The organism is Allobosea sp. GW821-FHT12C12 (assembly GCF_058807355.1).
The window spans coordinates 474941-500336 of sequence record NZ_JBXAQP010000001.1; the positions used below are offsets into that span (position 1 = coordinate 474941).

The following is a 25396-nucleotide window of genomic DNA, read 5'->3' on the forward strand; positions in this document are numbered from 1 at the left end:
GGTTAGAGCGCTTCCGCGCCGGAGATGATCTCGATCAGTTCCTTGGTGATCATCGCCTGACGCGAGCGGTTGTAGAGCTGCGTCTGCTTCTTGATCATTTCGCCGGCGTTGCGCGTGGCGGAATCCATCGCCGACATGCGGGCGCCCTGCTCGGAGGCCGCGTTCTCCAGGATCGCGCGCAGCACCTGCACCGTGAGGTTGCGCGGCAGCAGCGTCTCCAGGATCTCGCTTTCGTCGGGCTCGTAGTCGTAAACCGCGGCGGTCGCCTGGGTCCCGGCCGGAATCTCGGCGGGGATGATCCGCTGGGCCGTCGGGATCTGCGCGATCACCGACTTGAACTTCGAGAAGAACAAGGTCGCGACGTCGAACTCGCCGGCATTGAAGCGGGCGAGGATGTTCTGCGCGATGGTCTCGGCATTGGCGAAGCCGATCTGCTTGAAGGCGCGCAGATCGATCAGCTCGATGATGTCCTTCTCGAACTGCCGGCGCAGGATGTCGTAGCCCTTCTTGCCGACGCAGATGATCTTGACCGTCTTGCCCTCGGCCTTGAGCGCGTTCGCCTTGTCGCGGGCGAGCCTGGCGATCGAGGAGTTGAAGGCGCCGCACAGGCCGCGCTCGGCCGTGCAGACGACGAGAAGCTGGACCTTGTCGGAGCCGGTGCCGCCGATCAGCCTCGGCGCGCCGTCGGCCGAGACGCCGCCGGCGAGGTTGGCCAGAACGGTCTCCATGCGCTCGGCATAGGGACGCGCGGCCTCCGCCGCGGCCTGCGCCCGGCGCAGCTTGGCGGCCGCGACCATCTGCATGGCCTTGGTGATCTTCTGCGTCGCCTTCACGGAGGCGATGCGGTTCCTGAGGTCCTTCAATGAAGGCATAGGTTTTGTCTCACCCCGTCATGCCCGGGCTTGTCCCGGGCATCCACGTCTTCACCCACTTGATCCCACCTGCGCGCTGCCCGAAAGGAGCAAGACGTGGATGATCGGCACAAGGCCGACCATGACGGGACACCTTACGAGAACGACTTGGCGTAGCCTTCGACCAGATCCTTCAGCTTCGCGGCGTTCGCGTCCGAAAGATCCTTGCTCTTGGCGATCTCGGCCAGCAGGTCGGCGTGCTTGCCGCGCACCAGCGCCAGCAGGCCGTCCTCGAAGGCCCGGACCTTGTTGACCGGCAGCGGGTCGAGATAGCCGTTGACGCCGGCATAGATCACGACCGTCTGCTCTTCCATCTTCAGCGGCGAGAACTGCGCCTGCTTCAGGAGCTCGGTCAGGCGCGCGCCGCGGTTGAGCAGGCGCTGGGTGACCGCGTCGAGGTCGGAGCCGAACTGGGCGAAGGCCGCCATCTCGCGATACTGGGCGAGCTCGCCCTTGATCTTGCCGGCGACCTTCTTGGTCGCCTTGGTCTGCGCGGCCGAGCCGACGCGCGAGACCGAGAGGCCGACGTTCACGGCCGGGCGGATGCCCTGATAGAACAGGTCGGTCTCGAGGAATATCTGGCCGTCGGTGATCGAGATCACGTTGGTCGGGATGTAGGCCGAGACGTCGTTGGCCTGCGTCTCGATGACCGGCAGCGCGGTCAGCGAGCCGTTGCCGGCCTCGTCGCCCATCTTGGCGGCGCGCTCGAGCAGGCGGGAGTGGAGATAGAACACGTCTCCCGGATAGGCCTCGCGGCCCGGCGGGCGGCGCAGCAGGAGCGACATCTGGCGGTAGGCGACGGCCTGCTTGGAGAGATCGTCATAGATGATCACGGCGTGCATGCCGTTGTCGCGGAAATACTCGCCCATGGCGCAGCCGGCGAAGGGCGCCAGGAACTGCATCGGGGCGGCGTCGGACGCGGTGGCGGCGACGATGATCGAGTATTCCAGCGCGCCGCGCTCCTCGAGCACCTTCACGAACTGGGCGACGGTGGAGCGCTTCTGGCCGATCGCGACATAGACGCAATAGAGCTTCTGGCTCTCGTCCGCGCCCTCGTTGATCGCCTTCTGGTTCAGGATCGTGTCGAGCGCGACCGCGGTCTTGCCGGTCTGGCGGTCGCCGATGATCAGCTCGCGCTGGCCGCGGCCGATCGGGATCAGCGCGTCGATCGCCTTGAGGCCGGTCGCCATCGGCTCGTGCACCGACTTGCGCGGGATGATGCCGGGCGCCTTGACGTCGACGCGGGCGCGCTGGGCCGCCTTGATCGGGCCCTTGCCGTCGATCGGGTTGCCGAGCGCGTCGACGACGCGGCCGAGGAGTTCCTTGCCGACCGGAACGTCGACGATGGCGCCGGTGCGCTTGACGGTCTGGCCTTCCTTGATCTCGCGGTCGGAGCCGAAGATGACGACGCCGACATTGTCGCTCTCGAGGTTGAGCGCCATGCCGCGCACGCCGCTCTCGAACTCGACCATCTCGCCGGCCTGGACCTGGTCGAGGCCGTAGACGCGGGCGATGCCGTCGCCGACGGAGAGAACCTGGCCGACCTCGGTGACGGAGGCTTCGGACCCGAAATTGGAAATCTGGGCCTTCAGGATCGCGGAGATTTCAGCGGGGCGGATTTCCATCAGCCGACCTCTTTCATGGCAAGACGAATTGAATTGAGTTTGGTCTTCAGCGAGGCGTCGACCATGCGCGAGCCCATCTTGACGACGAGACCGCCGATCAGGGCCGGGTCGATCTTGACGGCGACGTTGACATCCTTGCCGGCGACGCCCTTCAGCGCCGCGCGGATCTCGTCGAGGCGCTTGGGCGAGGGCTGCTCGGCGAGCGTGACCTCGGCGCTGACGATGCCCTTGGCCTGCGCGACCAGGTTCCTGTAGCCCTGGATCATGCCCGGCAGCGCGAAGAGCCGGCGCTTGCTCGCGACGAGGCCGATGAAGTTGCCGGCGATGCCCGAGATGCCGGCCTTGGCGAGGATCGCCTTGATCGCGGCGACCTGGTCCTCGGCCGAGAAGGCCGGGCTCCCGATCAGCCGGGTCAGATCTGCGCTCTCGCCCAGCATCGCGCTGAAGGCGTCGAGATCGGCCGAGACGGCGTCGATGGACTTGGCCTCGCTGGCCAGTTCGAAGAGCGCCGTCGCATAGCGCTCGGCGACGCCCGAAACCAGAATGTCCTGCGATCCGCCGTCTGCCACGCGTCAGGTCTCTCGTTCAAAGGGCGATTGCGGCGACCCTTGTCTCGAAGGGTGGAGTGCATCGTCCCGGCGCTGCGATGTATCTGGGCGGCGGAAGCGTGAGCAAGCCATCTTTCGCCCGAAATGTGGCGGTGCACTAGCATGTGGTTTTGGGGTGCGCAATCCGTAGATGCCAATCCGGGCGCACGAATGGGCCCCTCGCGACACCGCTACAAAAAGCTCTGCGGATCGACGTCGACCGCGACCTTGACCGAGCCCTTCGGCTTCGGCGCGCGTCTCAGCCAGGCCCGCAGATAGTCCTGCAGGTTGACCTCGCGCCCGGTCCTGACGATCAGGCGCATCCGGTGCCGGCCGCGCAGGACCGCGAGCGGCGCTTCCGCCGGCCCGAGCACGGCGATGTCGTCGGGCGCGTCGGCGCAGCGGGCGAGCGCGCGGGCATGGCTTTCGGCCTCGGCCTGGCTGTTGGCCGAGACGATCAGCCCCGCCAGCCGACCGAAGGGCGGCAGGCCCGCCGCCTCGCGCGCCTGCGTCTCTGCGACATAAAACCGCTCCGGATCGCCCGAGACCAGCGCCTTCAGCACCGGATGGGCCGGATCATGCGTCTGCAGCAGCGCCCGGCCCGGCCGCTCGCCCCGCCCCGCCCGGCCCGTGACCTGCCGCAGCACCTGGAAGGTGCGCTCGGCCGCGCGCGGATCGCCCGAGGTCAGGCCGAGATCGGCGTCGACGACGCCGACCAGCGTCATGCCGGGAAAGTTGTGGCCCTTGGCGACGAGCTGCGTGCCGATGACGATGTCGAATTCGCCCTGCGCCACCGCCATCAGCTCCTGCTTCAAACGCTCGGTCCCGCCGGGAAAATCGCTCGACAGCACGATCGCGCGCGCCCGCGGGAACAGCGTCGCGACCTCCTCGGCCAGCCGCTCGACGCCCGGCCCGCAGGCGGTCAGGCTTTCGGGCGCATGGCATTGCGGACACTCATGCGGCCTGCGCTCGACATGGCCGCAATGATGGCAGACCAGCGCGCGCCGGAAACGGTGGTCCACCAGCCAAGCCGAGCAGTTCGGGCACTGGAAGCGGTGGCCGCAATCGCGGCACACCGTCAGCGGCGCATAGCCGCGCCGGTTGAGGAACAGCAGCGACTGCTCCTTCGCATCGAGGTTGTCGCGGATCGCCTCGACGAGCGCGCCCGAAAGCCAGCGCCCCCGTTCCGGCTTGTCCTTGCGCAGATCGACCAGCCCGAGCGCCGGCAATTCGCGCCCGCCGAAGCGCTCGGGCAGCCTCAGATGGGCATAGCGCCCGCGCTCGGCGTTGACGCGCGTCTCCAGCGAGGGCGTCGCCGAGGTCAGGATCACGGGCGCGTTCGCGATGCGCCCGCGCACCACAGCCATGTCGCGGGCGTGATAGGCGACGCCGTCCTCCTGCTTGTAGGCGGCCTCGTGCTCCTCGTCGACGACGATCAGCCCGAGCTTGCGGTAGGGGAGGAACAGCGCCGAGCGCGCGCCGGCCACCACCATCGCCTCGCCGCCGGCGATCGCCGCCTGCAGCCGTTCGCGCCTGCGCCCGCCGACGCCCGAATGCCACAGCCCCGGCCGGACGCCGAAGCGCGCCTCGAAGCGGTCGATGAACTGCACCGTCAGCGCGATCTCGGGCATCAGGATCAGGCTCTGCCGGCCCTGCCGGATCGCCTCGGCGACCGCCTCGAAATAGACTTCCGTCTTGCCCGAGCCGGTGACGCCTTCGAGCAGCGTGACGCCGTAGGATGCGCCCCGCACGGTCTCGACCAGCACCGCGGCGGCGGCCGATTGATCCGCCGAAAGCCGGGGTTGCGCGAAATCCGGATCGGGCCCCGGCGCGACCGCCGCGCGCGGCAGCTCCTCCACCGCGAAGGTGCCGGCATCGACCAGCGCGTCGATCACCGCCGCGCTCACGGACGCGGCTTCGGCCAGCGCCGCCTTCGCGATCAGCAACCCGCCCTGCGCCGCCGCGATCGCCCGCGCCCTTCCCGGCGTCATCCGCGCGGGCGGCGCGCCAGCCAGCCTGACGCCGAGCCTGGACCGCTCCGGCGTGTCGTCGGGCGGTCGCCGCAAGACCAGGCCCAGCACGGAGCCTTTCGGCGCGAGCGTGTACCAGGCGACCCAGTCGACCAGCTTCATCAGCGCGCCGTCGAGCGGCGGCATGTCGAGCTTGCCGGTGACCTTCTTGAGATTGCCGCCGCGCCCGGAGCCGGCTTCCCAGACGACGCCGACGGTCTGGCGCGGCCCGAGCGGCACCTGCACCACGTCGCCCGCCTCGAGCACGAGCCCCGGCGGCGCGGCGTAGCTGTAGGCCTGGTCGAGCGCGAGCGGGATCAGCACCTCGACCGTGCCGCCGCCTTCCGCCGCCTTGTCGGGCTCCTCGCTCATGCGGGCTGTCTAGCACCGATTCGCGACCTGTTAAGGCAGGGGCGTCATGCTCGGGCGATGACCGATCTCGACGCCCTCCAGCGCGCCTGGCTCTCCCATCTCGCGACCGAGCGCCGGCTCTCGCCGAAGACGCTGGAGGCCTATGCCCGCGACCTGCGCCAGTTCGCGGCCTTCCTCGATGGCGATCTCGGCGGTCCGGCCACGCTCGCCGACATCGCCGGGCTGAAACCGTTCGACCTGCGCGCCTTCCTCGGCCGGCGCCGGCGCGACGGCGTCGGCAACCGCACGCTGATGCGCCAGCTCGCGGCGCTCCGCTCCTTCGCCCGCTTCGGCGAGCGAGCCGGCAAGCTGACGGCCGCGGCCTTCGCCGCGACGCGCGGCCCGCGCATCGGCAAGTCCCTGCCGCGCCCGCTCGACGCCCGCGCGGCCAAGGCCGCGACCCGGGCCGAGAGCCGCGCCGGCGAGGCGCGCGAGGACTGGGTGCTGGCGCGCGACGCCGCCGTGCTGGCGCTGCTCTATGGCTGCGGCCTGCGCATCTCGGAGGCGCTCTCGCTGACCCGCGCGCAGGCGCCGGCCAACCCCGGTGACGGCCTGACCGTGATCGGCAAGGGCGGCAAGACCCGCATGGTCCCGGTGCTGCCGATCGTCGTCGCCGCCATCGCCGAGTATCTGGCGCTCTGCCCCTGGCGGCTCGCGGCCGACGGACCGCTCTTCGTCGGCGTCAAGGGCGGCGCCCTTTCGCCGCGCATCATCCAGCTCGCGGTCGAGGGACTGCGCGGCGCGCTCGGCCTGCCGCCCTCGGCGACGCCGCATGCGCTGCGTCATTCCTTCGCGACGCATCTGCTCGGGCGCGGCGGCGATCTGCGCGCGATTCAGGAACTCCTGGGCCACGCCTCGCTCTCGACCACGCAGATCTACACGCGGATCGATTCCACCCGGCTGATGGCGGCCTATGACGCAGCCCATCCGCGCAGCCGCGCCTGATCGCGCCTGAGTGGAAGCCCCTCTTGCTATTGTCATGTGATGCCGGCATGCCCGCCCCGCGATCAGCGGGGAGATTCGGATCATGTCATCTGCGGCGACGGACATCGCGGACAATGGCAACAAGCGCATCGGCCTTCTGATCGCGGTGCTGGCGCTCCTGCTCGCCTTCTCGGAGATCGGCGGCAAGAACGCCGAGCAGGACGCGCTGGCCAAGAATGTCGAGGCCTCCAATCTCTGGGCCTTTTTCCAGGCCAAGACGATCCGCGGCACCACGCTGCGCACCGCCGTCGAGACCATGGAAGTCGATATCGCGGCCGTGACCGAGCCGGCCGCGCGCGAGCGCATGCAGAAGCGCATCGATGGCTGGAAGGCCACGATCGCCCGCTACGAGTCGGAGCCCGAAACCAATGAGGGCCGCAAGGAACTGATGGCCCGCGCCAAGGCGGCCGAGGCGCAGCGCGACATCTCGTCGGCGCGCGACGACAAATACGACGTCGTCTCCGGCCTGTTCCAGATCGCGATCGTGGTGTCGTCCGCCGCGATCATCACCGGCGTGACCCTGCTCGCCTTCACCGGCGCGGGGCTAGGCCTGCTCGGCATTGCGCTGATGGCGGTCGCCCATTTCGCGCCGACCGCGCTGTTCTGAGACCACGACGTCATGACGGCGGCTTCGGCCAAGGCACTTCGCCGCCGCGCAGGCCCTCCCAAGCCTTCGCCATCCTCAGAACGCCGAGATCGTCGAAGCGGCGGCCGGTGATCTGCAGGCCGACCGGCAGGCGCTCCGTCGTCATCCCGGCATGGACCGAGACCGAAGGCTGGTCCGACATGTTCGCCGCCACCGTGAAGACGATGTGCTCGAAGGGCCGTTCCGGATCGTTTGTCGGCGAAGCGAGTTCGGCGGCAAAGGCCGGCACGGGCGAGACCGGAGAGAGCACGAAATCGAACGGCGCGCTCGCCTTCAGCGCCGCCTCCCGGATCGCCAGCATCTGGCTCATGCCGCGATAGACCCTGTCGCCGGAGAGGTTCGCGCCGCGCCGCGCCCAGGCCAGGATGTAGGGCAGCACCTTGGCGCGCGCCGCCTCGGGCAGCGCCCCGATATCGGCCCATGCGCGCTGCCGCCAGAAATCGTCGAGGCCGTCCAGCATCTCGCGCGTCAGGAAAGCCGGCGCGGGCTCGACGATCGCGCCCGCCGCCGCGAACGCCTTCGCCGCCGCCTCGATCGCCGCCCTCGCCTGCGGCTCTACCGGCAGGCCGATGCCGGCCTCGAGCTGCAGTCCGAGCCGCACGCCCTTCGGGTCGAGGTCGAGCGCGAGCCAGTCGATCTCCTGCGGAGGCAGGCTCATGCCGTCGCGCGCATCGGGCTTCGACAGCTCGCGCATCATCAGTGCGGCGTCCGCGGCCGTGCGGGTCATCGGCCCGGCGACGCGACCGTAATAGCTCGGCTCGATCGGCACGCGCCCGAAGCTCGGTTTCAGGCCGACGAGCCCGCACCAGCCGGCCGGGAGCCGGATCGAGCCGCCGATATCGGTGCCGACATGCAGAGGGCCGTAGCCCGCGCCCCCCGCCGCGCCCGCGCCGGCCGAGGAGCCGCCGGGATTCTTCGACAGATCGAACGGATTGCGCGCCAGCTTGTGGAAGCTGGAGAGCCCGGACGACAGCATCCCGTAATCGGGCATCGTCGTCTTGGCGAGGATCACGCAGCCGGCCTCGCGCAGCCGCGCCGCCGGCGGCGCGTCCTCCGACGCGGGCGCCAGATCGCGCGCCGCGACGCCGAGCGGCACGGGGGCGCCTTTCGTCGCGATGTTCTCCTTGATCGTACAGGGCACGCCGTCGAGCGGCAGCGCCGCGCCCTTGCGCCAGCGCGCCTCCGACGCGGCGGCTCGAGCCAGCGCGCCCTCGGGATCATAGGCGTAGAGCGCGTTCAGCCTCGGCTCCCAGGCCTCGACCCGGGCGATCACGGCCTCCGTCACCGCGACCGGCGACAGGCTGCCATCCCCGTAAGCCTTAAGCAGCTCGGCGGCGGAGAGATCGGCGAGATCGGTCATGGGGTAATCCTCCGCAAGCTCATCGCGCCCGCCTGACGCGCGGGTCGAGCGCGTCGCGCAGGCCGTCGCCGAGCAGGTTGAAGCCGAGCACCGTGACGGCGATCGCCGCGCCGGGAAAGACCGCGAGCCAGGGCTGCACCGCCATGAAGGTCTGCGCCTCGTTCAGCATCCGCCCCCAGGACGGGTTCGGCGGCTGCGTGCCGAGGCCGAGATAGGACAGCCCGGCCTCGGCCAGCACCGCGAGCGCGAACTGGATCGTCGCCTGCACGATGATGATGCCGGCGATGTTGGGCAGGACATGGCGCAAGGTGATCTGCCAGTCGCTCAGCCCATGCCCGCGCGCCGCCTGGATGAAATCCTTCGTCCAGACCTGCAACGCCGAGCCGCGCGCCAGCCTGGCGAAATAGGGCAGGTTCAGCACGCCGATCGCGATCACCGCGTTGAGCATGCCGGGTCCGGCGGCGGCCGTGATCATGATCGCGGTCAGCACGGCCGGGAAGGCATGGGTGAAGTCGGCGCCGCGCATGATCAGGTTGTCGAGCAGGCCGTCGGGCCGCATCGACGCGATGAGACCGAGCGTCGTGCCCAGCACCATGCCGAAGCCGACCGCGCCGACGCCGACGGAAAGCGAGTTGCGCGCGCCGACCATGATCATCGAGAACACGTCGCGACCGAACTGGTCGGCGCCGAACCAGTTGGCGAGCGAGGGCGGCTTCAGCCGGTTGAGGATCGCCATCTGCGTCGGCTGCTGCGGCGTCCAGACGAAGGAGAGCAGCGCGGTCGCGACCACGGTCAGCGTCAGCGCCGCCCCGATCAGGAAGGACGGGCTCGTCCACCAGCGCCGCTTGCGGCTGAGCTCGGAGGTCACGGCGCTCATCACGCCTCGCGCAGGCGCGGGTCGATCACGCCATAGAGCAGATCGACGATGAAGTTGACCAGGATCGCGAACGCCGCGAACAGCATGACGAGGCCCTTGACCACGATCAGGTCGTGCTGCGCGATCGACTGGAAGACGAGCCGGCCGAGGCCGGGCAGCGCGAAGACGTTCTCGATGATGATCGCGCCGGCGATCAGCACGGAGAACTGCAGGCCGAGAATGGTCACGACGGGGATCAGCGCGTTCCGCAGCGCGTGGCGCAGCAGGGTGACCCGCTCGCTGAGGCCTTTGGCGCGGGCGGTGCGGACGAAATCCTCCTGCAGCGTGTCGAGCATGGCCGAGCGCGTCACCCGCGCCAGGATCGCCGCCTGCGGCAGCGCCAGCGCGAAGGCCGGCAGGGCGAGCGCGCGCAGGGCGGCCGGCGCGCCGGCCTGCCAGCCCGGAAAGCCGCCGGACGGGAGCCAGCCGAGCCCGATCGCGAAGAAGAGCACGAGCAGGAGCCCGAACCAGAAATTCGGGATGGCGAGCCCGAGTTGAGCGAACACCATCACGGCGGCGTCGGCCGGGCGGTTGTGGTTCGCCGCCGCCAGCATGCCGAGCGGCACGCCGATCGCGGCCGCCAGCGTCATCGCCATCAAGGCGAGCGGCAGCGTCACCGCCATGCGCTCGCCGATGAGCTGCGAGACCGGGACGCGGTAGGTGTAGCTCAGGCCGAGATCGCCGGTCAGCAGCCCGCCGACCCATGAGACGAAGCGGATGACGGCCGGCCGGTCGAGCCCCATCTCGGCCCGCAAGGCGGCGAGAGCCTCCGGGGCGGCGTTCAGGCCCAGCGTTACGGCGGCGGGATCGCCCGGCAGTACCTCCAGCATCAGGAAGATGACGAGTGCGGCAGCGGTCAGCGTCAGCACGAAGGCGATCAGGCGTCGCCCGGCGAAGGCCAGCATCGGCTCAGCGCCACGCCACCTCGGCCAGCGGCGTGATCGGCAGCGGCCAGTCGGTCCACATTCCGTCCAGCCCGGCGGCCGTCACCGTGATCTTCGGCAGCACGAAGAGATAGCCGTTGACCGCGTCGCGGGCGAGGATGCGCTGCGCCTGCTTGTAGAGTTCGTTGCGCTCGGCCTCCGGCAAGGTGACCTCGATCCTGTCGATCAGCGCCTTGAACTCCGGATTCCTGTACTGGAAATAATAGTCGTCGCGGGCATAGTTGCCGATGTCGAGCGGCTCGGTATGGGCGATGACGCTGAGGTCGAAATCCTTGCCCCGGAACACCCGCTCCAGCCATTGCGGGAACTCCAGCGGCTCGATCTTGGCGGTGATGCCGATCTGCGCCAGCAGCGCCGCGATGATCTCGCCGGAACGGCGCGCATAGGCCGGCGGCGGCAGCTTCAGGGTGCAGGTGAAGCCGCTGGGATGCCCGGCCTGGACCAGCAGCGCCTTGGCCTTTGCGAGGTCGACCGGATAGGTGTTGGTCAGGTCGACATAGGCCGGGTGCAACGGCGAGAAATGGCTGCCGATCAGGTCGACGTCGAAGCCGTAGACGCCGAGCGCGATCATCCTGCGGTCGAGCACATGGGCGATGGCCTGGCGCACGCGCAGATCGTTGAAGGGCGGCCTGGCGTTGTTGGTGGCGAGGATGACCTCGCCCTCGGTCTTGCCGAACGAGACCTTCAGCTTCGGATCGGCCCTGAGTTGCGGCACGGCCTCGGGCGCGGCGAGGTTGGTCTGCGCATCGACATCGCCGGCGCGCAAGCTCGCGACCTGCGCCTGCGGATCGGAGATGAAGCGGAAGACCGCCCTGGCGAGCGCGGGCCTCGGGCCCCAGTACTCGTCGTTGCGGGCGAATTCGAGCCGGTCGCCGCGGTTCCAGCGCACGAATTTGAACGGGCCGGTGCCGATCGGGCTGGTCTTGTTGTTGGCGGCGCTGGCCGGCGCGACGATCACAGCGTCGCCCCAGGCGAGCCCGTAGAGGAAGTTCGCCGTCGGCTGCTTCAGCCTGATCACGACGGTCGCGGGGTCCGGCGTCTCGATGCCCACGATCGGCGTGAAGAGCTGGCGCTGGGCGTTGGTCGAATCCGGCGCGACCGCGCGCTCGAACGAGAACTTCACCATCTCGGAGGTGAAGGGCGTGCCGTCATGGAACTTGACGTCGGTCCTGAGCCTGAAGCGGTAGGTGATGGTGTCGGCGGCCACCTCCCAGCTCTCGGCGAGGCAGGGCGCGATCTTGCCGGTCCGGTCCATCCGGACCAGCCCCTCGAAGACGTTCTGCAGCGTGACCTCGCGGATCGCCTGCGCGGCTCCGGACGTCGGGTCGAGCGTCGGCGGCTCCAGCGTCATGGCGATCGTGACGCTGTCCTTCGGCTGAGCCAGCGCGACCACGGGAAGCTGCGCGGCCAGCGCGCCCAGCCCCGCGCCCGCCAGAAGATCACGCCGCGTCGTCATGCCGAACTCTCCGAGACCCATTGCGAGGGGAGGATGGCCGGGCCTTCGCCTCGGCGCAAGGCGAAGCGTCAGATGAAGTAGTCGGGATGCGCCTGCCGGAGGTGCACGAGGTCCGGCAGCAGCGTGCCGAGATGCTTGCGCATCGCGGCCTGCGCCGCCGGCCCGTCACGCCGGCGGATGGCGTCGACGATGCTGAGATGCTCGCGAATCACCATCTCCATGCGGCCGGGCACGGGCAGCGTCATGCGCCGGCAGCGATCGATCTGGCCCTTGGCGGCCTGCGCCAGCTTCCAGGCGCCGGGATAGCCGGCCTGGACCGCCAGCATCCCGTGGAAATCCTCGTCGAGCAGGTGGAAGCGCTCCTGATCGCCCTCGTCGAAGGCCACGTGCTGGCGCGCGATCACCACGTCGAGACTTCCGACGATCTCGTCGGTCGAGAGCCCGGCGACGAGTTCGACCGTGGCGCATTCCAGAGCCTGTCGGATGAACACCGCCTCGGGAATGGCTTCGACCGGAATGCGCGCGACGAAAGTGCCGGCCTGCGGGAAGATCTCGACCAGGCCCTCCTCCTTGAGCTTGATCAGCGCCTCGCGCACCGGCGTCCGGCTGATGCCGAAGCGCGCGGTCAGCTCCTTTTCCTGCAGGGGCGACCCGGGCAGGATCGCCATTGCCAGGATGGCCCGGCGCAGTTCGTCCTGCACCAGCGAGGCGGCGGTCGAGCGCTGCGCCGGCGCGCCGGCCGCGCGCTGCGGACGGCGGTCCCTGCGCCCGGTCTCGCCTGCGATCAAAATCTCCGACATCGCCTGTCCCGTCCAAAGCCGGCCTCGCAAGCCGCCTTGTAAGGAGCGACTGCGCCACGGCATTGGACAGGTTCGACGCGCCCGGCACAAGCCCGTTTGACAGGCTAGTATATTAGTATATTCAGCCAGACGAACGCCATGGACGTAATGCGAATGAAGAAGCGTCAGGGAGTGGTTTGAGGATGCCGTTGCACGAGGATCGCCTGTTTCCGGCCGAGACCGCGACGCGCGCCGTCGCGCGGCGGCTCTATTCGGCCGTTCGCGATCTGCCGATCGTCTCCCCGCATGGCCACACCGATCCACGCTGGTTCGCCGAGAACAAGCCGTTTCCCGATCCCGCGACGCTGTTCGTCAAGCCCGACCACTACATCTTCCGCATGCTCTACTCCCAGGGCGTTCGCCTGGAGGATCTCGGCATCGCGCGCAAGGATGGCGGCGAGGCCAAGACCGATCCGCGCGAGATCTGGCGGCTCTTCGCCGGCCACTGGCATCTTTTCAGGGGCACGCCGACCCGGCTCTGGTTCGAGCACGCCGTCTCCACCATCTTCGGTATCGAGGAGCGGCTCTCGCCCGCCAATGCCGACGCGATCTACGACCGCATCGCGGAGAAGCTGACGCAGGCCGACTACCTGCCGCGCGCGCTGTTCGAGCGCTTCAACATCGAGGCGATCGCCACCACCGAGGGCGCGCTCGACGACCTGCGCTGGCATGACATGATCAGGGCCTCGGGCTGGAGCGGCAAGGTCGTCACCGCCTATCGCCCAGACAGCGTCGTCGATCCCGAGTTCGAGGGGTTTGCCGGCAATCTCGACGAGTTCGGCGCTCTGACGGCTGAGGACGTCCATGGCTGGAGCGGCTATCTCGCCGCCCACCGCAAGCGCCGCGATTACTTCAGGGCGCGCGGCGCGACCTCGTCGGACCACGGCCACGCCTCGGCCCGCACCGCCAATCTGTCCAAGGCCGAATGCGAGGCGCTGTTCGCGAAGGTCGTCGCCGGCAAGGCCGACGCCGCAGATGCCGACCTGTTCCGCGGCCAGATGCTGACCGAGATGGCCAGGATGAGCCTCGATGACGGGCTCGTGCTGCAGATCCATCCCGGCTCCTTCCGCAATCACAACACGCAGCTCTTCGCGCAGTTCGGCCGCGACATGGGCGCCGACATCCCGCGCCAGACCGACTACGTGACGGCGCTCAAGCCCTTGCTCGAAGCGGTCGGCAACGAGCCGAACCTGACCGTCATCGCCTTCACGCTGGACGAGACCAGCTATTCGCGCGAACTCGCGCCGCTCGCCGGCCATTATCCGGCGCTGAAGCTCGGACCCGGCTGGTGGTTCCTCGATGCCCCCGAGGCGATGCTGCGCTTCCGCGAGCTGACGACCGAGACGGCCGGCTTCTACAACACCGTCGGCTTCAACGACGACACCCGCGCCTATCTCTCGATCCCCGCGCGCCACGACGTCGCCCGGCGGATGGACTGCCACTACCTCGCCCGCCTCGTCGCCGAGCACCGGCTCGACGAGGACGAGGCGGCGCTGGTCGCCCATGACCTCGCCTACCGCCTGGCCAAGGAGGCCTATCGCCTGTGACCGGGACCGCAAGAACCATCGACGAACGCCAGGCCGCCCATCCCCGCGACGTCAGGGGCTACGACACGCAGACCCTTCGCGACGACTTCCTGGTCGAGCGCATCTTCGTCCCCGGCGAGATCGCGCTGACCTACAGCCATTACGACCGCATGATCGTCGGCGGCGCGATGCCGACCGCGGCCGCGCTGTCGCTCGCCCCCTATCCGCCGGCCGGCACGCCCTTCTTTCTGGCGCGCCGCGAGCTCGGCGTGATCAATCTCGGCGGCGCGGGCTCGGCGACCGTCGACGGCGAGGTCTTCGACCTGCCGTCGCTCGACGCGCTTTATGTCGGGCTCGGCGCGCAGGAGGTTTCGTTCACGAGCGCCAGCGCCGCCGAGCCGGCAAAGTTCTATCTCACCAGCGCGCCGGCCCATCGCGAGGCGCCGCACAGGCTCATCCGCAAGGACGAGGCCAACACGCTGCATCTCGGCTCGGCCGAGACCTCCAACAAGCGCACCATCCGGCAATACATCATGCCGGACACCACCGGCACCAACCAGCTTGTCATGGGCATGACGGCGCTGGAGCCGGGCTCGGTCTGGAACTCGATGCCCTGCCACACCCACACGCGGCGCATGGAGGCCTATCTCTACTTCAACCTCGACCCCGCCCACCGCGTCTTCCATTTCATGGGCGAGCCGCGGGAGACGCGACACATGGTGGTCGCCAACGAGCAGGCGATCATCTCGCCGAACTGGTCGATCCATTGCGGCTGCGGCACCTCGAACTACGCATTCGTCTGGGCCATGGCCGGCGACAATGTCGAGTTCACCGACATGGACGCGGCCCCCGTGGAGACGCTGCGCTGATGTCCGCGCGCCCGCCCTTCGACCTTTCAGGTCGCACGGCGCTGGTGACCGGCGCCAATACCGGCATCGGCCAGGGCATCGCGCTGGCGCTGGCGGAGGCGGGAGCGAGCGTGGTCGCCGCCGGGCGCTCGGATATGGGCGAGACGCTGGCGCTGATCACGGAGGCTGGCGGCACGGGCCACGCGCTGCAGGCCGATCTCCAGCAGGCCGGCATCGCCCAGCGCGTCGTCGCCAGGGCGGCGGAGCTCGCGGGGCCCCTCGACATCCTCGTCAACAACGCCGGCATCATCCGCCGTTCCGACGCGCTCGATTTCTCCGAGAGCGACTGGGACGAGGTCATGAACGTGAACCTCAAGGCGAATTTCTTCCTCGCCCAGGCCTTCGCAAAGGCCGCGCTCGCAGCCGGACGCACGGGCCGCATCGTCAACATCGCCTCGCTGCTCTCCTTCCAGGGCGGCATCCGCGTCGCCTCCTACACCGCCAGCAAGAGCGGCCTCGCCGGTTTGACGAGGCTGCTCGCCTGCGAATGGGCGGCGAAAGGCATCAACGTCAACGCGATCGCGCCCGGCTATGTCGAGAGCAACAATACGGAAGCGCTCCGCGCCGACCCCGACCGCAACAGCGCGATCCTCGCGCGCATCCCGGCCGGGCGCTGGGGCAGGCCGTCGGACATCGGCGGCGCGGCCGTGTTCCTGGCGAGCGACGCCGCCGCCTACATCCATGGCGTGGTGCTGCCCGTGGACGGAGGCTGGCTGGCGCGATGAGCGACCGTCTCAACTCATTCTTCCAGAACGAGGCCGACTTCGCCTGGGAGCCGACCGAGCCCGGCGTGAAGCGCAAGATCATGGCCTATGGCGAGGATCTGATGGTGGTGCGCGTCGTCTTCGACACCGGGGCGGTCGGCAAGGCGCACCAGCATCCGCACCGGCAGGCGTCCTATGTCGAGAGCGGCGTCTTCGAGGTCACCATCGACGGCACGACCAGCCGGCTCTCCGCCGGAGATACGTTTTTCGTGCCGTCCGGTCTCGTCCATGGCGTCGTCGCCATCGAGGCCGGACAGCTGATCGATTCCTTCACGCCGATGAGGGCCGAATTTCTCTAGACGAGACCGCCCTGCCGGCCGCGCTGGAAGGGCTCCCATCACGGGACAAGAACGACCGGGAAAAGCCGGCCAACCAGAAACGGGAGATAACCAGATGACCATCACCAAGAGGACTTTCGCCACGCTCGCGGGCGCGGCCATCTTCGCCATGACGGCCACGGGCGCCAGCGCCCAGAACGTCGTCCTGCGCTCGACCGACATCCATCCGGACGGCTATCCGACGATCGAGGCCGTCAAATACATGAGCCAGCTGCTTGAGCAGCGCTCGAACGGCCGCATCAAGATCAACGTCTTCCATTCGGGCCAGCTCGGCCAGGAGAAGGACACGATCGAGCAGACCCGCTTCGGCGTGATCGACATTAACCGCATCAACATGGCGCCGTTCAACAACCTGATCGCCGAGACGAACGTGCCTTCGCTGCCCTTCGTGTTTCGGTCGGTCGAGCATATGCGCAAGGTCATGGACGGGCCGATCGGCGACGACCTGCTCAAGAAGTTCGAGGCGCACGACCTGATCGGGCTGGCCTTCTACGATTCCGGCTCGCGCTCCTTCTACAACTCCAAGCGCCCGATCAACTCGCCCGCCGATATGAAGGGCATGAAGATCCGCGTCCAGCAGTCGGACATGTTCGTCTCGCTCGTGCAGTCGCTCGGCGGCAACGCCACGCCGATGCCCTTCGGCGAGGTCTATTCCGGCCTGCAGACCGGCGTCATCGACGGCGCCGAGAACAATTGGCCGAGCTTCGAGTCGACCCGTCATTTCGAGGTGGCGAAGTTCTACTCGCTGACCGAGCATTCGCTTTCGCCGGAGGTTCTGGTGATGTCGAAGCGCTCCTTCGCCAAGTTCAACGCCGCCGACCAGGCGCTGATCAAGGCGGCGGCGAAGGAGTCCGTCGCCAAGATGCGCGAACTCTGGGATGCGCGCGAGAAAGCCTCCGAGGCCAAGGTCCGGGCCGGCGGCGCGCAGATCAACACGGTCGAGAAGCAGCCCTTCATCGACGCGATGGCCCCGGTCTACGCCCAGTTCGCCGGCGACGCGAAGCTGAAAGAGATGATCGCCGCGATCCAGGCGGTGAAGTGAGCCTTTGATGAAAGGACGGGCGGCGCACTGCCGCCCGTCCCTGACTCTGCCCTCATCCCTCGAGACGCCGCTTCGCGGCTTCCCGGGATGAAGGCAGAGGATATCGGTCGCGAAGTCAGCGCAGGTCCGGAACCGCCCCATGCACGCATTCACACTCGCCCTCTCGCGAATTGCCGCGAAGGTCACTCTCGCCGTGCTGGTGGTGGCCGGCTTCGGCATCATGCTGATGACGGCCCTGATCGCCTGGGGCGTCTTCGGCCGCTTCGTGCTCAACGACACGCCGACCTGGGTCGAGGCCGGCTCGCTCCTGCTGATGGCCTGGTTCATCTTCCTCGGCGCGGCGGTCGGCGTGCGCGAAAGCGACCATATGGGCTTCGAGAGCCTGCTCGCCTACGTGCCGAAATCGGTCGAGGCCGGGCTGGTGCTTTTCATACAGGCGCTGATCCTGATCTTCGGCGCCGCCATGGTGTTCTACGGGCTCCAGCTCGTCGACAAGGGCTGGACCGACCGCATCCCGCTGATCGGCATCGCCAAGTCCTGGGACTACATCCCGCTCGTCGTCGGCGGCGGGCTGATCGTCTTCTTCAGCATAGAGCGCGTGCTGCTGATCCTGACCGGCGTCCAGCGCGCGCCCTTGCGCGTGCAGGCCGACCGCGTCGGCGGCGGGGAGCTCTGAACCATGGAAATCTGGGTCCTGTTCGGCGTCTTCGCGGCGCTGCTGATCATCGGCGCGCCCGTCGCCTTCTGCCTCGGCCTGTCGTCGCTGGCGACCGTGCTCTACATGGGCATCCCGCCGGTCGTGGTGTTCCAGCAGATCACCTCGCAGGTCAGCGTCTTCTCGCTGATGGCGATCCCGTTCTTCATCTTCTCGGGCGATCTGATGATCCGCGGCGGCATCGCCGAGCGCATCATCTCCTTCGCCGCCTCGATGGTCGGGCATCTGCGCGGCGGCCTCGGCCAGGTCAACGTCGTCGCCTGCACGCTCTTCGGCGGCATCTCGGGCTCGGCGGTGGCGGATGCGTCCGCGATCGGCGGCATCATGATCCCGCAGATGGTCAAGCGCGGCTATGCGGCGGACTACGCCGTCAACGTCACCGCCAACGCCGCGATCATCGCGCTGCTGCTGCCGCCCTCGCACAACATGATCCTGTATTCGCTCGCCGCCGGCAGCGGCATCTCGATCGCCGACCTCTTCACCGCCGGCATCATTCCCGGCCTGCTGCTGGCCCTGTCGCTGATGGTGACGGCCTGGTTCGTCGCGATGCGGCGCGGCTATCCCGCCGGCGTCTTCCCGGGCTTCGCCGCGATCCTGCGCTATTTCGTCGTGGCGGTGCCGGGCCTGCTGCTGATCGTGATCATCTTCGGCGGCGTCCGCTCGGGCATCTTCACCGCGACCGAATCCTCCTGCATCGCCGTCATATACGCTCTCTTCATCACGGCGCTGGTCTATCGCCAGCTCGACTGGGACAACTTCCTGCACGCGCTGCTCGGCGCGGTCCGCACCACCTCGATGGTGCTGCTGATCATCGGCACGGCCGGCGCCTTCGGCTGGCTGATGGCCTTCCTCCAGGTGCCGGCCGCCACCATCAACGCGATGAAGGCGATCTCGGACAATCCGCTGATCATCCTGCTGATGATCAACGTCATTCTGCTGGTGCTCGGCACCTTCATGGACATGGCGCCGATGATCATCATCTGCACGCCGATGTTCCTGCCGGTGGTCAAGGCGATCGGCATGGATCCGATCCATTTCGGCGTGGTGCTGATCCTCAACGCCGGCATCGGCCTGAACACGCCGCCGGTCGGCTCGGTCCAGTTCGTCGCCTGCGCCGTCGGCAAGATCACCATCATGGAATCGATGAAGTCGATCTGGCCGTTCTACGGCGCGAGCGTGGCGGTGCTGCTGCTGGTGACCTATGTTCCGGGCTTCTCGCTCTGGCTGCCGAGCCTGTTCCGTTAGAAGAAGCCTGTTCCGCTGAAAAGTCCGCGCCGATGACCCGCCTCTCGACCGCCACCCTCGCCGGCCTTCCGGCCGCGATCCGCCGCCCGTCCTATGACCGGGCGGCGCTAAGGCCCGGCATCGTCCATCTCGGTCTCGGCGCCTTCGCGCGCGGGCACCTCGCCGAATACACCGAGGACGCGCTGGAGCGGGCTTTCGACGCCTGGGGCATCGTCGGCGCGAGCCTGCAGCGGCCCGACCAGCGCGACCGGCTGGCGCCGCAGGACGGGCTCTACACGCTGCTGAAGCGCGGTCCGGCCGGGCCGGATCTGCGCATCGTCGGCTCCGTCCTCGACGTGCTGGTCGCGCCCGAAGACCCCGCCGCGCTGATCGCAAGGCTCGCCTCGGCCGACACCAGGATCGTCTCGCTGACCGTGACCGAGAAGGGCTATTGCCACGATCCCGCGACCGGCAGGCTCAAGGCGGACCATCCCGACATCGTCCATGACCTCGCCAACCCCCTCGCGCCGCGCTCGGCGATCGGCCTGCTCGTCGCGGGGCTGAAGGCGCGCCGCGATGCGGGCCTCGGCCCCTTCACGGTGCTCTGCTGCGACAACCTTCCCCATAACGGCACGGTGCTGGCCGGGCTCGTGCGCGACTTCGCGGCGCTCTCCGACGATCGCCTGAGCAGTTGGATCGCGGCCGCGGGCGCGTTTCCCCGCACCATGGTCGACCGGATCGTGCCCGCGACCACCGACGCCGACATCGCCGAGGTCGAGGGCCTGCTCGGCCTGCACGATGCCGCCCCCGTCATCGGCGAGCCGTTCCGGCAATGGGCGATCGAGGACGCCTTTGGAGCGGGCCGCCCGAAATGGGAGGACGTCGGCGCGCAGATGGTCTCCGAGGTCGCGCCCTTCGAGTTCATGAAGCTGCGGATGCTCAACGGCGCGCATTCCTCGCTCGCCTATCTCGGCTATCTCGCAGGCCACGAGACGGTCTCGCAGGCGAGCGACGACCCCGTCTTCGCTCGCTTCCTGAAAGGTCTCTGGAGCGAGATCATCCCGACCGTGCCGGCTCCGCAGGGCGTCGCGCTGGCCGATTACGCATCCGTCCTGCTGACCCGCTTCCAGAACCCGGCGATCCGCCACCGCACCTGGCAGATCGCGATGGACGGCTCGCAGAAACTGCCGCAGCGCCTGCTCGGCACGATCCGCGACCGGCTCAAGGGGGATGCTCCTATCGGCCATCTCGCCCTCGGCGTCGCCGCCTGGATGCGCTACGTGACCGGCACGGACGAAACCGGCGCGGCGATCGAGGTCAAGGATCCGCTCGCGGCGGAGTTCGCCAAGCGGGCCGCAAGCGCCGGCCGCGACGCCAGGGCGCTCAGCGCCGCGCTGCTCGGCGTCGAGAGCATTTTCGGCACGGACCTGCCGCGCGAGAAGCGATTTGCGAAGGCGGTCGAGCGGCATCTGGCGGGGCTGTTCGACAAGGGCGCGAAGCCGACGGCGGCGGCGCTATCGGCTTGAGTTCGGGCGCTGGAAGAACCCCTCTCCCTCCGGAAGAGGGGTTCCCCCCGCGAAACCTCTTGATCGTAGCCGCTCTCTGACGCCAGATGCGCGCATGACGCGGTTCGCGGGTCTTGTCTTCGGCATGCTGTGTCTGACGATGGCTGCCGCCATCGCCCAGGCCCGCGTCGCCGTCCCCGATTTCTGGGACCCGCGCATTCGCATCGACCGGCCCGAACCCGGCCCGCCGCGCGTCGTCCGTTTCCTCACCGACGACGACTACCCGCCGCTGCATTTTCCCGGCGCGGACGGCGGGTTGACCGGCTTCTCGGTCGAGCTCGCCCGCGCGGTCTGCGAGAAGATGATCTGGAACTGCACCATCCAGGCGCGCCGCTTCGACACGCTGCCGGATTCGCTCGCCGAGGGGCGCGGCGACGTGCTTGCCGCCGCGATCAACCTGACGCCGCCGCTGCGGACGCGCTTCGCCGCGAGCCATCTCTATTTTCGCGGCACGGCCCGCTTCGTCACGACGCGCGGCAACGCATCAGTCGAGCTCGACACCGGCGATCTGCGCGGCAAGCGCGTCGCGGTCGTCTCCGGCACCGCCCATCAGGCCTATCTGGAGAACCTCCTGCCCTTCGTGCAGCGCCGCGAGGCGGCGAGTCCGGCCGCCGCACTCGCCGCGCTGCGCAGCGGCGACGCCGAATATGTCTTCGGCGACGGCGTGGCGCTCTCGCTCCAGCTCGCCGGCAGCGCCGGCCGCGATCTCGCCTTCAGCGGCGGCCCCTTCCTCGAGAGTCGCTATTTCGGCGAGGGCGTCGCCTTCCTGCTGCGCAAGGACGACCCCGCCTTGAAGCGCGGCCTCGACTACGCCCTGCAGGCGCTGCGCGACGACGGCACCTATGCGCGGTTGTTCCTGCGCTTCTTCCCCGTCAGCCCGTTCTGAAGCGGGTTCAGCTTGCGGTCGCCAGCGCCTGTTTCGCCACCGCCGCCATCCAGCCGGCGGTGGCGGGCAGGATCGCGTCGTTGAAGTCGTAGCGGTCGTTGTGCAGTTCGCCGCCGTCCTTCACCGGGCCGTTGCCGACCCAGATGTAGCAGCCGGGCAGGCGCTCGAGAAAATGGGCGAAGTCCTCGCCGGTGGTGCTGGCCTTGAGATCGCGCCGCACGGTCAAGCCCGCCGCGGCGCCCGCCGCGGCGGCGATGTCCTCCTCGGCCGCCGTGTTGACCGTCGCGACGCCATGCGTCGTCTCGACCTGCGCCTTCATCTCGAAGGTAGCGGCGATGTTCTGCGCGATGCCGTCGATGCGCGCCAGCACCCGCTCGCGCACGGCGGGAACGAAGGTGCGGAAGGTGCCCTCGATGAAGACGTTGGTCGGGATCTGGTTGGAGGCGAGCCCGCCATGCACCTGCCCGATCGAGACCACGGCCGAATCCATCGGATCGACATTGCGCGCCACCACTGTCTGCAGCGCGACGATGAGATGCCCCATCGCGACGATCGGATCGCGCGTCAGGTCCGGCAGGGCGGCATGGCCGGCGGTCCCTTCCAGCGTGATCTTGAAGCGCCCCGGCTCCGACATCACCGGGCCGCGATGCACCGCGATCGTGCCCGCTTCCAGCCCCGGCCAGTTGTGCAGGGCGAAGATGCGCTCCATCGGGAAGCGCTCCAGCACGCCCTCGGCCAGCATCGCCTGCGCCCCGCCCGCCCCTTCCTCGGCCGGCTGGAAGACGAGTTGCACCGTGCCGCTCCAGCTCTCGTCGCGGGACAGCAGGGCGGCCGCCCCGAGCAGCGAGACGGTATGCCCGTCATGGCCGCAGGCATGCATCACGTCGGGCCTGGTCGACTTGTAGGGCAGATCGCTGGCTTCCGCGATCGGCAGCGCGTCCATGTCGGCGCGCAGGCCGACCGAGCGGTTCGAGCCCGGGCGCGTCAGGGTCGCGACCACGCCATGGCCGCCGACATCGGCGACGAAGGCAACGCCGAGCTCGGCCAGCCTCTCCTGCACGAAGGCGCTCGTCCGCGCCTCGAAACGGCCGAGCTCGGGATGGGCGTGCAGATGCCGGCGCCACCTGGTCAGTGTGTCGAGAAGATCGCGGTCCAAGATCGGCATCCTTTTGCAGGCAGTCGCGGCGGCAGCCTATACCTGCGGCCGCCTCCCGCAAGCGCCCCCAACGGGTGGGCCGCGCCCGCCACGCGCATTGACGCCCCCCGCCGCGATCTGCCAAAGCCCGTGACCCGCTTCTCGAGCGCACTCGCCCAAGGCCCGGAGAGGACCGAACCGATCATGCCCGCCTTCGATGCAGCTCTTGTCGACGCCGCCCGGCGTTCGGCCGCCTGGCCGTTCGAGGAAGCACGCAAGCTGGTCGCGCGGATCGAGAAATCGGGCAAGCGCGAGGTTCTGTTCGAGACCGGCTACGGCCCGTCGGGCCTGCCGCATATCGGCACGTTCGGCGAGGTCGCGCGCACCTCGATGGTCCGGCACGCCTTCCGCGTGCTGACCGACGACGCGGTGCCGACCCGGCTGATCTGCTTCTCGGACGACATGGACGGCATGCGGAAGATTCCCGACGGCGTGCCGGATCGCGCGTTTCTGGAGCCGTATCTGCACAAGCCGTTGACCGCCGTGCCGAATCCGTTCGGCGGCGACCATGCGAGCTTCGGCGACCACAACAACGCGATGCTGCGCCGTTTCCTCGACACGTTCGGTTTCGACTACGAGTTCGCCAGCGCCACCGACTACTACAAGTCCGGCAAATTCGACGCCGCGCTGATCCGCGCCGCCGAGTGCTACGACCAGATCATGGCGGTGATGCTCCCGACGCTCGGGTCCGAGCGGCAGGCGACCTATTCGCCCTTCCTGCCGATCTCGCCGACCACCGGCCGCGTGCTCTACGTGCCGATGAAGGCGGTCGATGCCAAAGCCGGCGCCATCACCTTCGCCGACGAGGACGGCGCCGAGACGACGCTGCCCGTGACCGGCGGCCATGTGAAGCTGCAATGGAAGCCGGATTTCGGCATGCGCTGGTATGCGCTCGGCGTCGATTTCGAGATGTTCGGCAAGGACCACCAGACCAATGCGCCGATCTACGACCGGATCTGCGAAATCCTCGGCGCGCCGGCGCCGCAGCATTATGTCTACGAGCTGTTCCTCGACGAGATCGGCCAGAAGATCTCCAAGTCGAAGGGCAACGGCCTGACCATCGATCAATGGCTGACCTATGCCAGCGAGGAGAGCCTGTCGCTCTACATGTATTCGCGCCCGCGAGAGGCCAAGAAGCTCCATTTCGACGTGATCCCGCGCGCGGCCGACGAATACCTCCAGTTCCTTGGCGGCTACGAGAAGCAGGACTGGAAGAACCGGCTCGGCAACCCGGTCTGGCACATCCATGGCGGGCAGCCGCCGCAGCCGGAGGTTCTCGCCTCAGGCGAGGGCGACAATGCGGTGCGCACGCAGGTCAGCTTCAGCCTGCTGATGAACCTCGTCGCGGTGGCGAACTCCGAGGACAAGGCGGTGCTGTGGGGCTTCCTGCAGCGCTATGCGCCTTCGATCTCGCCTGCGACCCACCCGCGCCTCGACGCGCTCGTCGGCTATGCGATCACCTATTTCCGCGACTTCGTGAAGCCGGCGAAGCATTACCGCCTCGCCGACGAGACGGAAAGGTCGGCCTTCACGGCGCTCGATGCGGCGCTGGCGGCGCTTCCGGTCGACGCCAGCGCCGAGACGATCCAGGACACGGCGCTCGACGTCGCCCGCATCATCCCGCGCTATCAGAACCTCGCCGCCAAGAACGCCACACCCGAGCGGCCGGGCGTCTCCGGCGAATGGTGGAAGGCGATATACCAGGTGTTCTTCGGCGAGGACCAGGGCCCGCGTTTCGGCTCCTTCGTGGCGATCTACGGCATTCCCGAAACGCGCGCCCTGATCGCCAAGGCGCTGGCCGGCGAACTGGTCGGCGAGCATGCCGCGTTCGTGGCGGGGCGCGAGGCGAAGCCCGAATGAGCGTCGACGCCGCCGCCGCGATCGACGCCGCCATCGCGCGCCGCCGCGCGGTGCGCGCCTTCCTGCCCGACCCGGTCGATCCGGGCTTGGTGCGGCATCTGCTGGCGCTGGCCGCGCAGGCGCCGAGCGGCACCAACATGCAGCCCTGGAAAGTCCGGGTGCTCGGGCCACAGACGCGCGCGCGGCTGGAGCCGGCGCTGATCGCGGCGCTGGATTCGCCCGATCTGCCGCCGGCGGAAGAGTATCGCTACTACCCCGAGACCTTCCGCGAGCCCTATCGGTCGCGCCGCCGCAAGGTCGGCTGGGACCTTTACGGCCTGCTCGGCGTGACTAAGGGCGATGTGGCGGGCATGCAGCGCCAGACGGCGGCGAACCTGCGCTTCTTCGGCGCGCCGGTCGCGCTGATGGTGACGATCGACCGCGATCTCGAGATCGGCTCCTGGCTCGACCTCGGCATGTTCGTGCAGACGCTGCTGATCGCCGCCCAGGGCCACGGCCTCGATTCCTGCCCGCAGGCAATTTTTGCGCGCTTCCATCCTGTGGTGCGGCGTGAACTCGCCATCCCCGAGAGCGAGGTCGTGGTCTGCGGCGTCGCCATCGGCAAGGCCGATCCCGACGCACCTGCCAACAAGCTGGCGCCGGAGCGCGAGCCGGTCGAGGGCTTCACGAGCTGGCTGGACTGAGC

The 25396-nt window shown here is 68.7% G+C and carries 22 protein-coding genes and 1 pseudogene; 13 read left to right on the forward strand and 10 right to left on the reverse strand.

Annotated elements, in window-relative coordinates:
• Positions 1 to 2: 2 nt before the first annotated feature.
• The 4 genes from AC1RRW_RS02435 to AC1RRW_RS02450 form a co-directional block, all read right to left on the reverse strand.
• Positions 3 to 872: a F0F1 ATP synthase subunit gamma gene (locus AC1RRW_RS02435; RefSeq protein WP_492898837.1), complete on the reverse strand. Its 870-nt coding sequence runs from the start codon at positions 870 to 872 to the stop codon at positions 3 to 5.
• Between the two features lie 134 nt (positions 873 to 1006).
• Positions 1007 to 2536, reverse strand: a complete 1530-nt coding sequence (atpA, locus tag AC1RRW_RS02440) for a F0F1 ATP synthase subunit alpha (RefSeq protein WP_492898839.1) — start codon at positions 2534 to 2536, stop codon at positions 1007 to 1009.
• Positions 2536 to 3105, reverse strand: coding sequence for a F0F1 ATP synthase subunit delta (locus tag AC1RRW_RS02445; protein ID WP_492898841.1), 570 nt, complete (start codon positions 3103 to 3105; stop codon positions 2536 to 2538). The genes atpA and AC1RRW_RS02445 overlap by 1 nt, the downstream gene beginning before the upstream one ends.
• Before the next feature lie 209 nt (positions 3106 to 3314).
• Complete coding sequence (locus AC1RRW_RS02450; RefSeq protein WP_492898843.1) at positions 3315 to 5504, reverse strand: primosomal protein N'; 2190 nt, start codon at positions 5502 to 5504, stop codon at positions 3315 to 3317.
• 57 nt (positions 5505 to 5561) lie between these two features.
• On the opposite strand from AC1RRW_RS02450, the gene AC1RRW_RS02455 reads away from it, so the two are divergent.
• Positions 5562 to 6488: a tyrosine recombinase XerC gene (locus AC1RRW_RS02455; RefSeq protein ID WP_492898845.1), complete on the forward strand. Its 927-nt coding sequence runs from the start codon at positions 5562 to 5564 to the stop codon at positions 6486 to 6488.
• A gap of 82 nt (positions 6489 to 6570) precedes the next feature.
• Entirely contained in the window at positions 6571 to 7134 is a 564-nt protein-coding gene (locus tag AC1RRW_RS02460) for a DUF4337 domain-containing protein (protein ID WP_492898847.1), read from the forward strand.
• 10 nt (positions 7135 to 7144) lie between these two features.
• Here AC1RRW_RS02460 and AC1RRW_RS02465 read toward each other — a convergent pair whose 3' ends face one another.
• The 5 genes and pseudogenes from AC1RRW_RS02465 to AC1RRW_RS02485 form a co-directional block, all read right to left on the reverse strand.
• Positions 7145 to 8533, reverse strand: coding sequence for an amidase (locus AC1RRW_RS02465; protein WP_492898849.1), 1389 nt, complete (start codon positions 8531 to 8533; stop codon positions 7145 to 7147).
• Between the two features lie 19 nt (positions 8534 to 8552).
• Positions 8553 to 9410, reverse strand: coding sequence for an ABC transporter permease (locus AC1RRW_RS02470; protein ID WP_492898851.1), 858 nt, complete (start codon positions 9408 to 9410; stop codon positions 8553 to 8555).
• Positions 9410 to 10354, reverse strand: a complete 945-nt coding sequence (locus tag AC1RRW_RS02475) for an ABC transporter permease (protein WP_492898853.1) — start codon at positions 10352 to 10354, stop codon at positions 9410 to 9412. Before AC1RRW_RS02475 ends, AC1RRW_RS02470 begins: the two co-directional genes overlap by 1 nt.
• 4 nt (positions 10355 to 10358) lie before the next feature.
• Positions 10359 to 11849, reverse strand: coding sequence for an ABC transporter substrate-binding protein (locus tag AC1RRW_RS02480; RefSeq protein ID WP_492898855.1), 1491 nt, complete (start codon positions 11847 to 11849; stop codon positions 10359 to 10361).
• A gap of 68 nt (positions 11850 to 11917) precedes the next feature.
• Positions 11918 to 12707: pseudogene (locus AC1RRW_RS02485) on the reverse strand (GntR family transcriptional regulator).
• A 124-nt stretch (positions 12708 to 12831) separates the two neighbouring features.
• Here AC1RRW_RS02485 and uxaC point away from each other — a divergent pair.
• The 9 genes from uxaC (at position 12832) to AC1RRW_RS02530 (ending at position 21656) form a co-directional block, all read left to right on the forward strand.
• A complete protein-coding gene (gene uxaC / locus AC1RRW_RS02490; RefSeq protein WP_492898857.1) occupies positions 12832 to 14235 on the forward strand; it encodes a glucuronate isomerase in 1404 nt (467 codons plus the stop codon).
• Positions 14232 to 15083 (forward strand): 5-dehydro-4-deoxy-D-glucuronate isomerase, encoded by an 852-nt coding sequence (gene kduI, locus AC1RRW_RS02495; protein ID WP_492898859.1) that lies wholly within the window; start codon positions 14232 to 14234, stop codon positions 15081 to 15083. The genes uxaC and kduI overlap by 4 nt, the downstream gene beginning before the upstream one ends.
• Positions 15083 to 15847, forward strand: coding sequence for a 2-dehydro-3-deoxy-D-gluconate 5-dehydrogenase KduD (gene kduD, locus AC1RRW_RS02500; protein WP_492898861.1), 765 nt, complete (start codon positions 15083 to 15085; stop codon positions 15845 to 15847). Before kduI ends, kduD begins: the two co-directional genes overlap by 1 nt.
• A complete protein-coding gene (locus AC1RRW_RS02505) occupies positions 15844 to 16185 on the forward strand; it encodes a cupin domain-containing protein (protein ID WP_492898863.1) in 342 nt (113 codons plus the stop codon). Before kduD ends, AC1RRW_RS02505 begins: the two co-directional genes overlap by 4 nt.
• A gap of 94 nt (positions 16186 to 16279) precedes the next feature.
• Positions 16280 to 17266: a TRAP transporter substrate-binding protein gene (locus tag AC1RRW_RS02510; RefSeq protein WP_492898865.1), complete on the forward strand. Its 987-nt coding sequence runs from the start codon at positions 16280 to 16282 to the stop codon at positions 17264 to 17266.
• A gap of 139 nt (positions 17267 to 17405) precedes the next feature.
• Complete coding sequence (locus AC1RRW_RS02515) at positions 17406 to 17942, forward strand: TRAP transporter small permease (protein WP_492898867.1); 537 nt, start codon at positions 17406 to 17408, stop codon at positions 17940 to 17942.
• Between the two features lie 3 nt (positions 17943 to 17945).
• Positions 17946 to 19226, forward strand: coding sequence for a TRAP transporter large permease (locus AC1RRW_RS02520; protein WP_492898869.1), 1281 nt, complete (start codon positions 17946 to 17948; stop codon positions 19224 to 19226).
• A gap of 32 nt (positions 19227 to 19258) precedes the next feature.
• On the forward strand, positions 19259 to 20731 hold the full coding sequence (locus AC1RRW_RS02525) for a mannitol dehydrogenase family protein (protein WP_492898871.1): 1473 nt from the start codon (positions 19259 to 19261) through the stop codon (positions 20729 to 20731).
• A gap of 94 nt (positions 20732 to 20825) precedes the next feature.
• Positions 20826 to 21656 (forward strand): transporter substrate-binding domain-containing protein, encoded by an 831-nt coding sequence (locus AC1RRW_RS02530; protein WP_492898873.1) that lies wholly within the window; start codon positions 20826 to 20828, stop codon positions 21654 to 21656.
• A gap of 7 nt (positions 21657 to 21663) precedes the next feature.
• Here the strand turns inward: AC1RRW_RS02530 and AC1RRW_RS02535 are convergent, their stop codons facing one another.
• Entirely contained in the window at positions 21664 to 22812 is a 1149-nt protein-coding gene (locus AC1RRW_RS02535) for an amidohydrolase (protein ID WP_492898875.1), read from the reverse strand.
• A gap of 183 nt (positions 22813 to 22995) precedes the next feature.
• Here AC1RRW_RS02535 and AC1RRW_RS02540 point away from each other — a divergent pair, with 183 nt between their 5' ends.
• On the forward strand, positions 22996 to 24711 hold the full coding sequence (locus AC1RRW_RS02540) for a lysine--tRNA ligase (protein WP_492898877.1): 1716 nt from the start codon (positions 22996 to 22998) through the stop codon (positions 24709 to 24711).
• Positions 24708 to 25394, forward strand: a complete 687-nt coding sequence (locus tag AC1RRW_RS02545) for a nitroreductase (protein WP_492898879.1) — start codon at positions 24708 to 24710, stop codon at positions 25392 to 25394. The genes AC1RRW_RS02540 and AC1RRW_RS02545 overlap by 4 nt, the downstream gene beginning before the upstream one ends.
• The last annotated feature ends 2 nt before the right edge of the window (positions 25395 to 25396 follow it).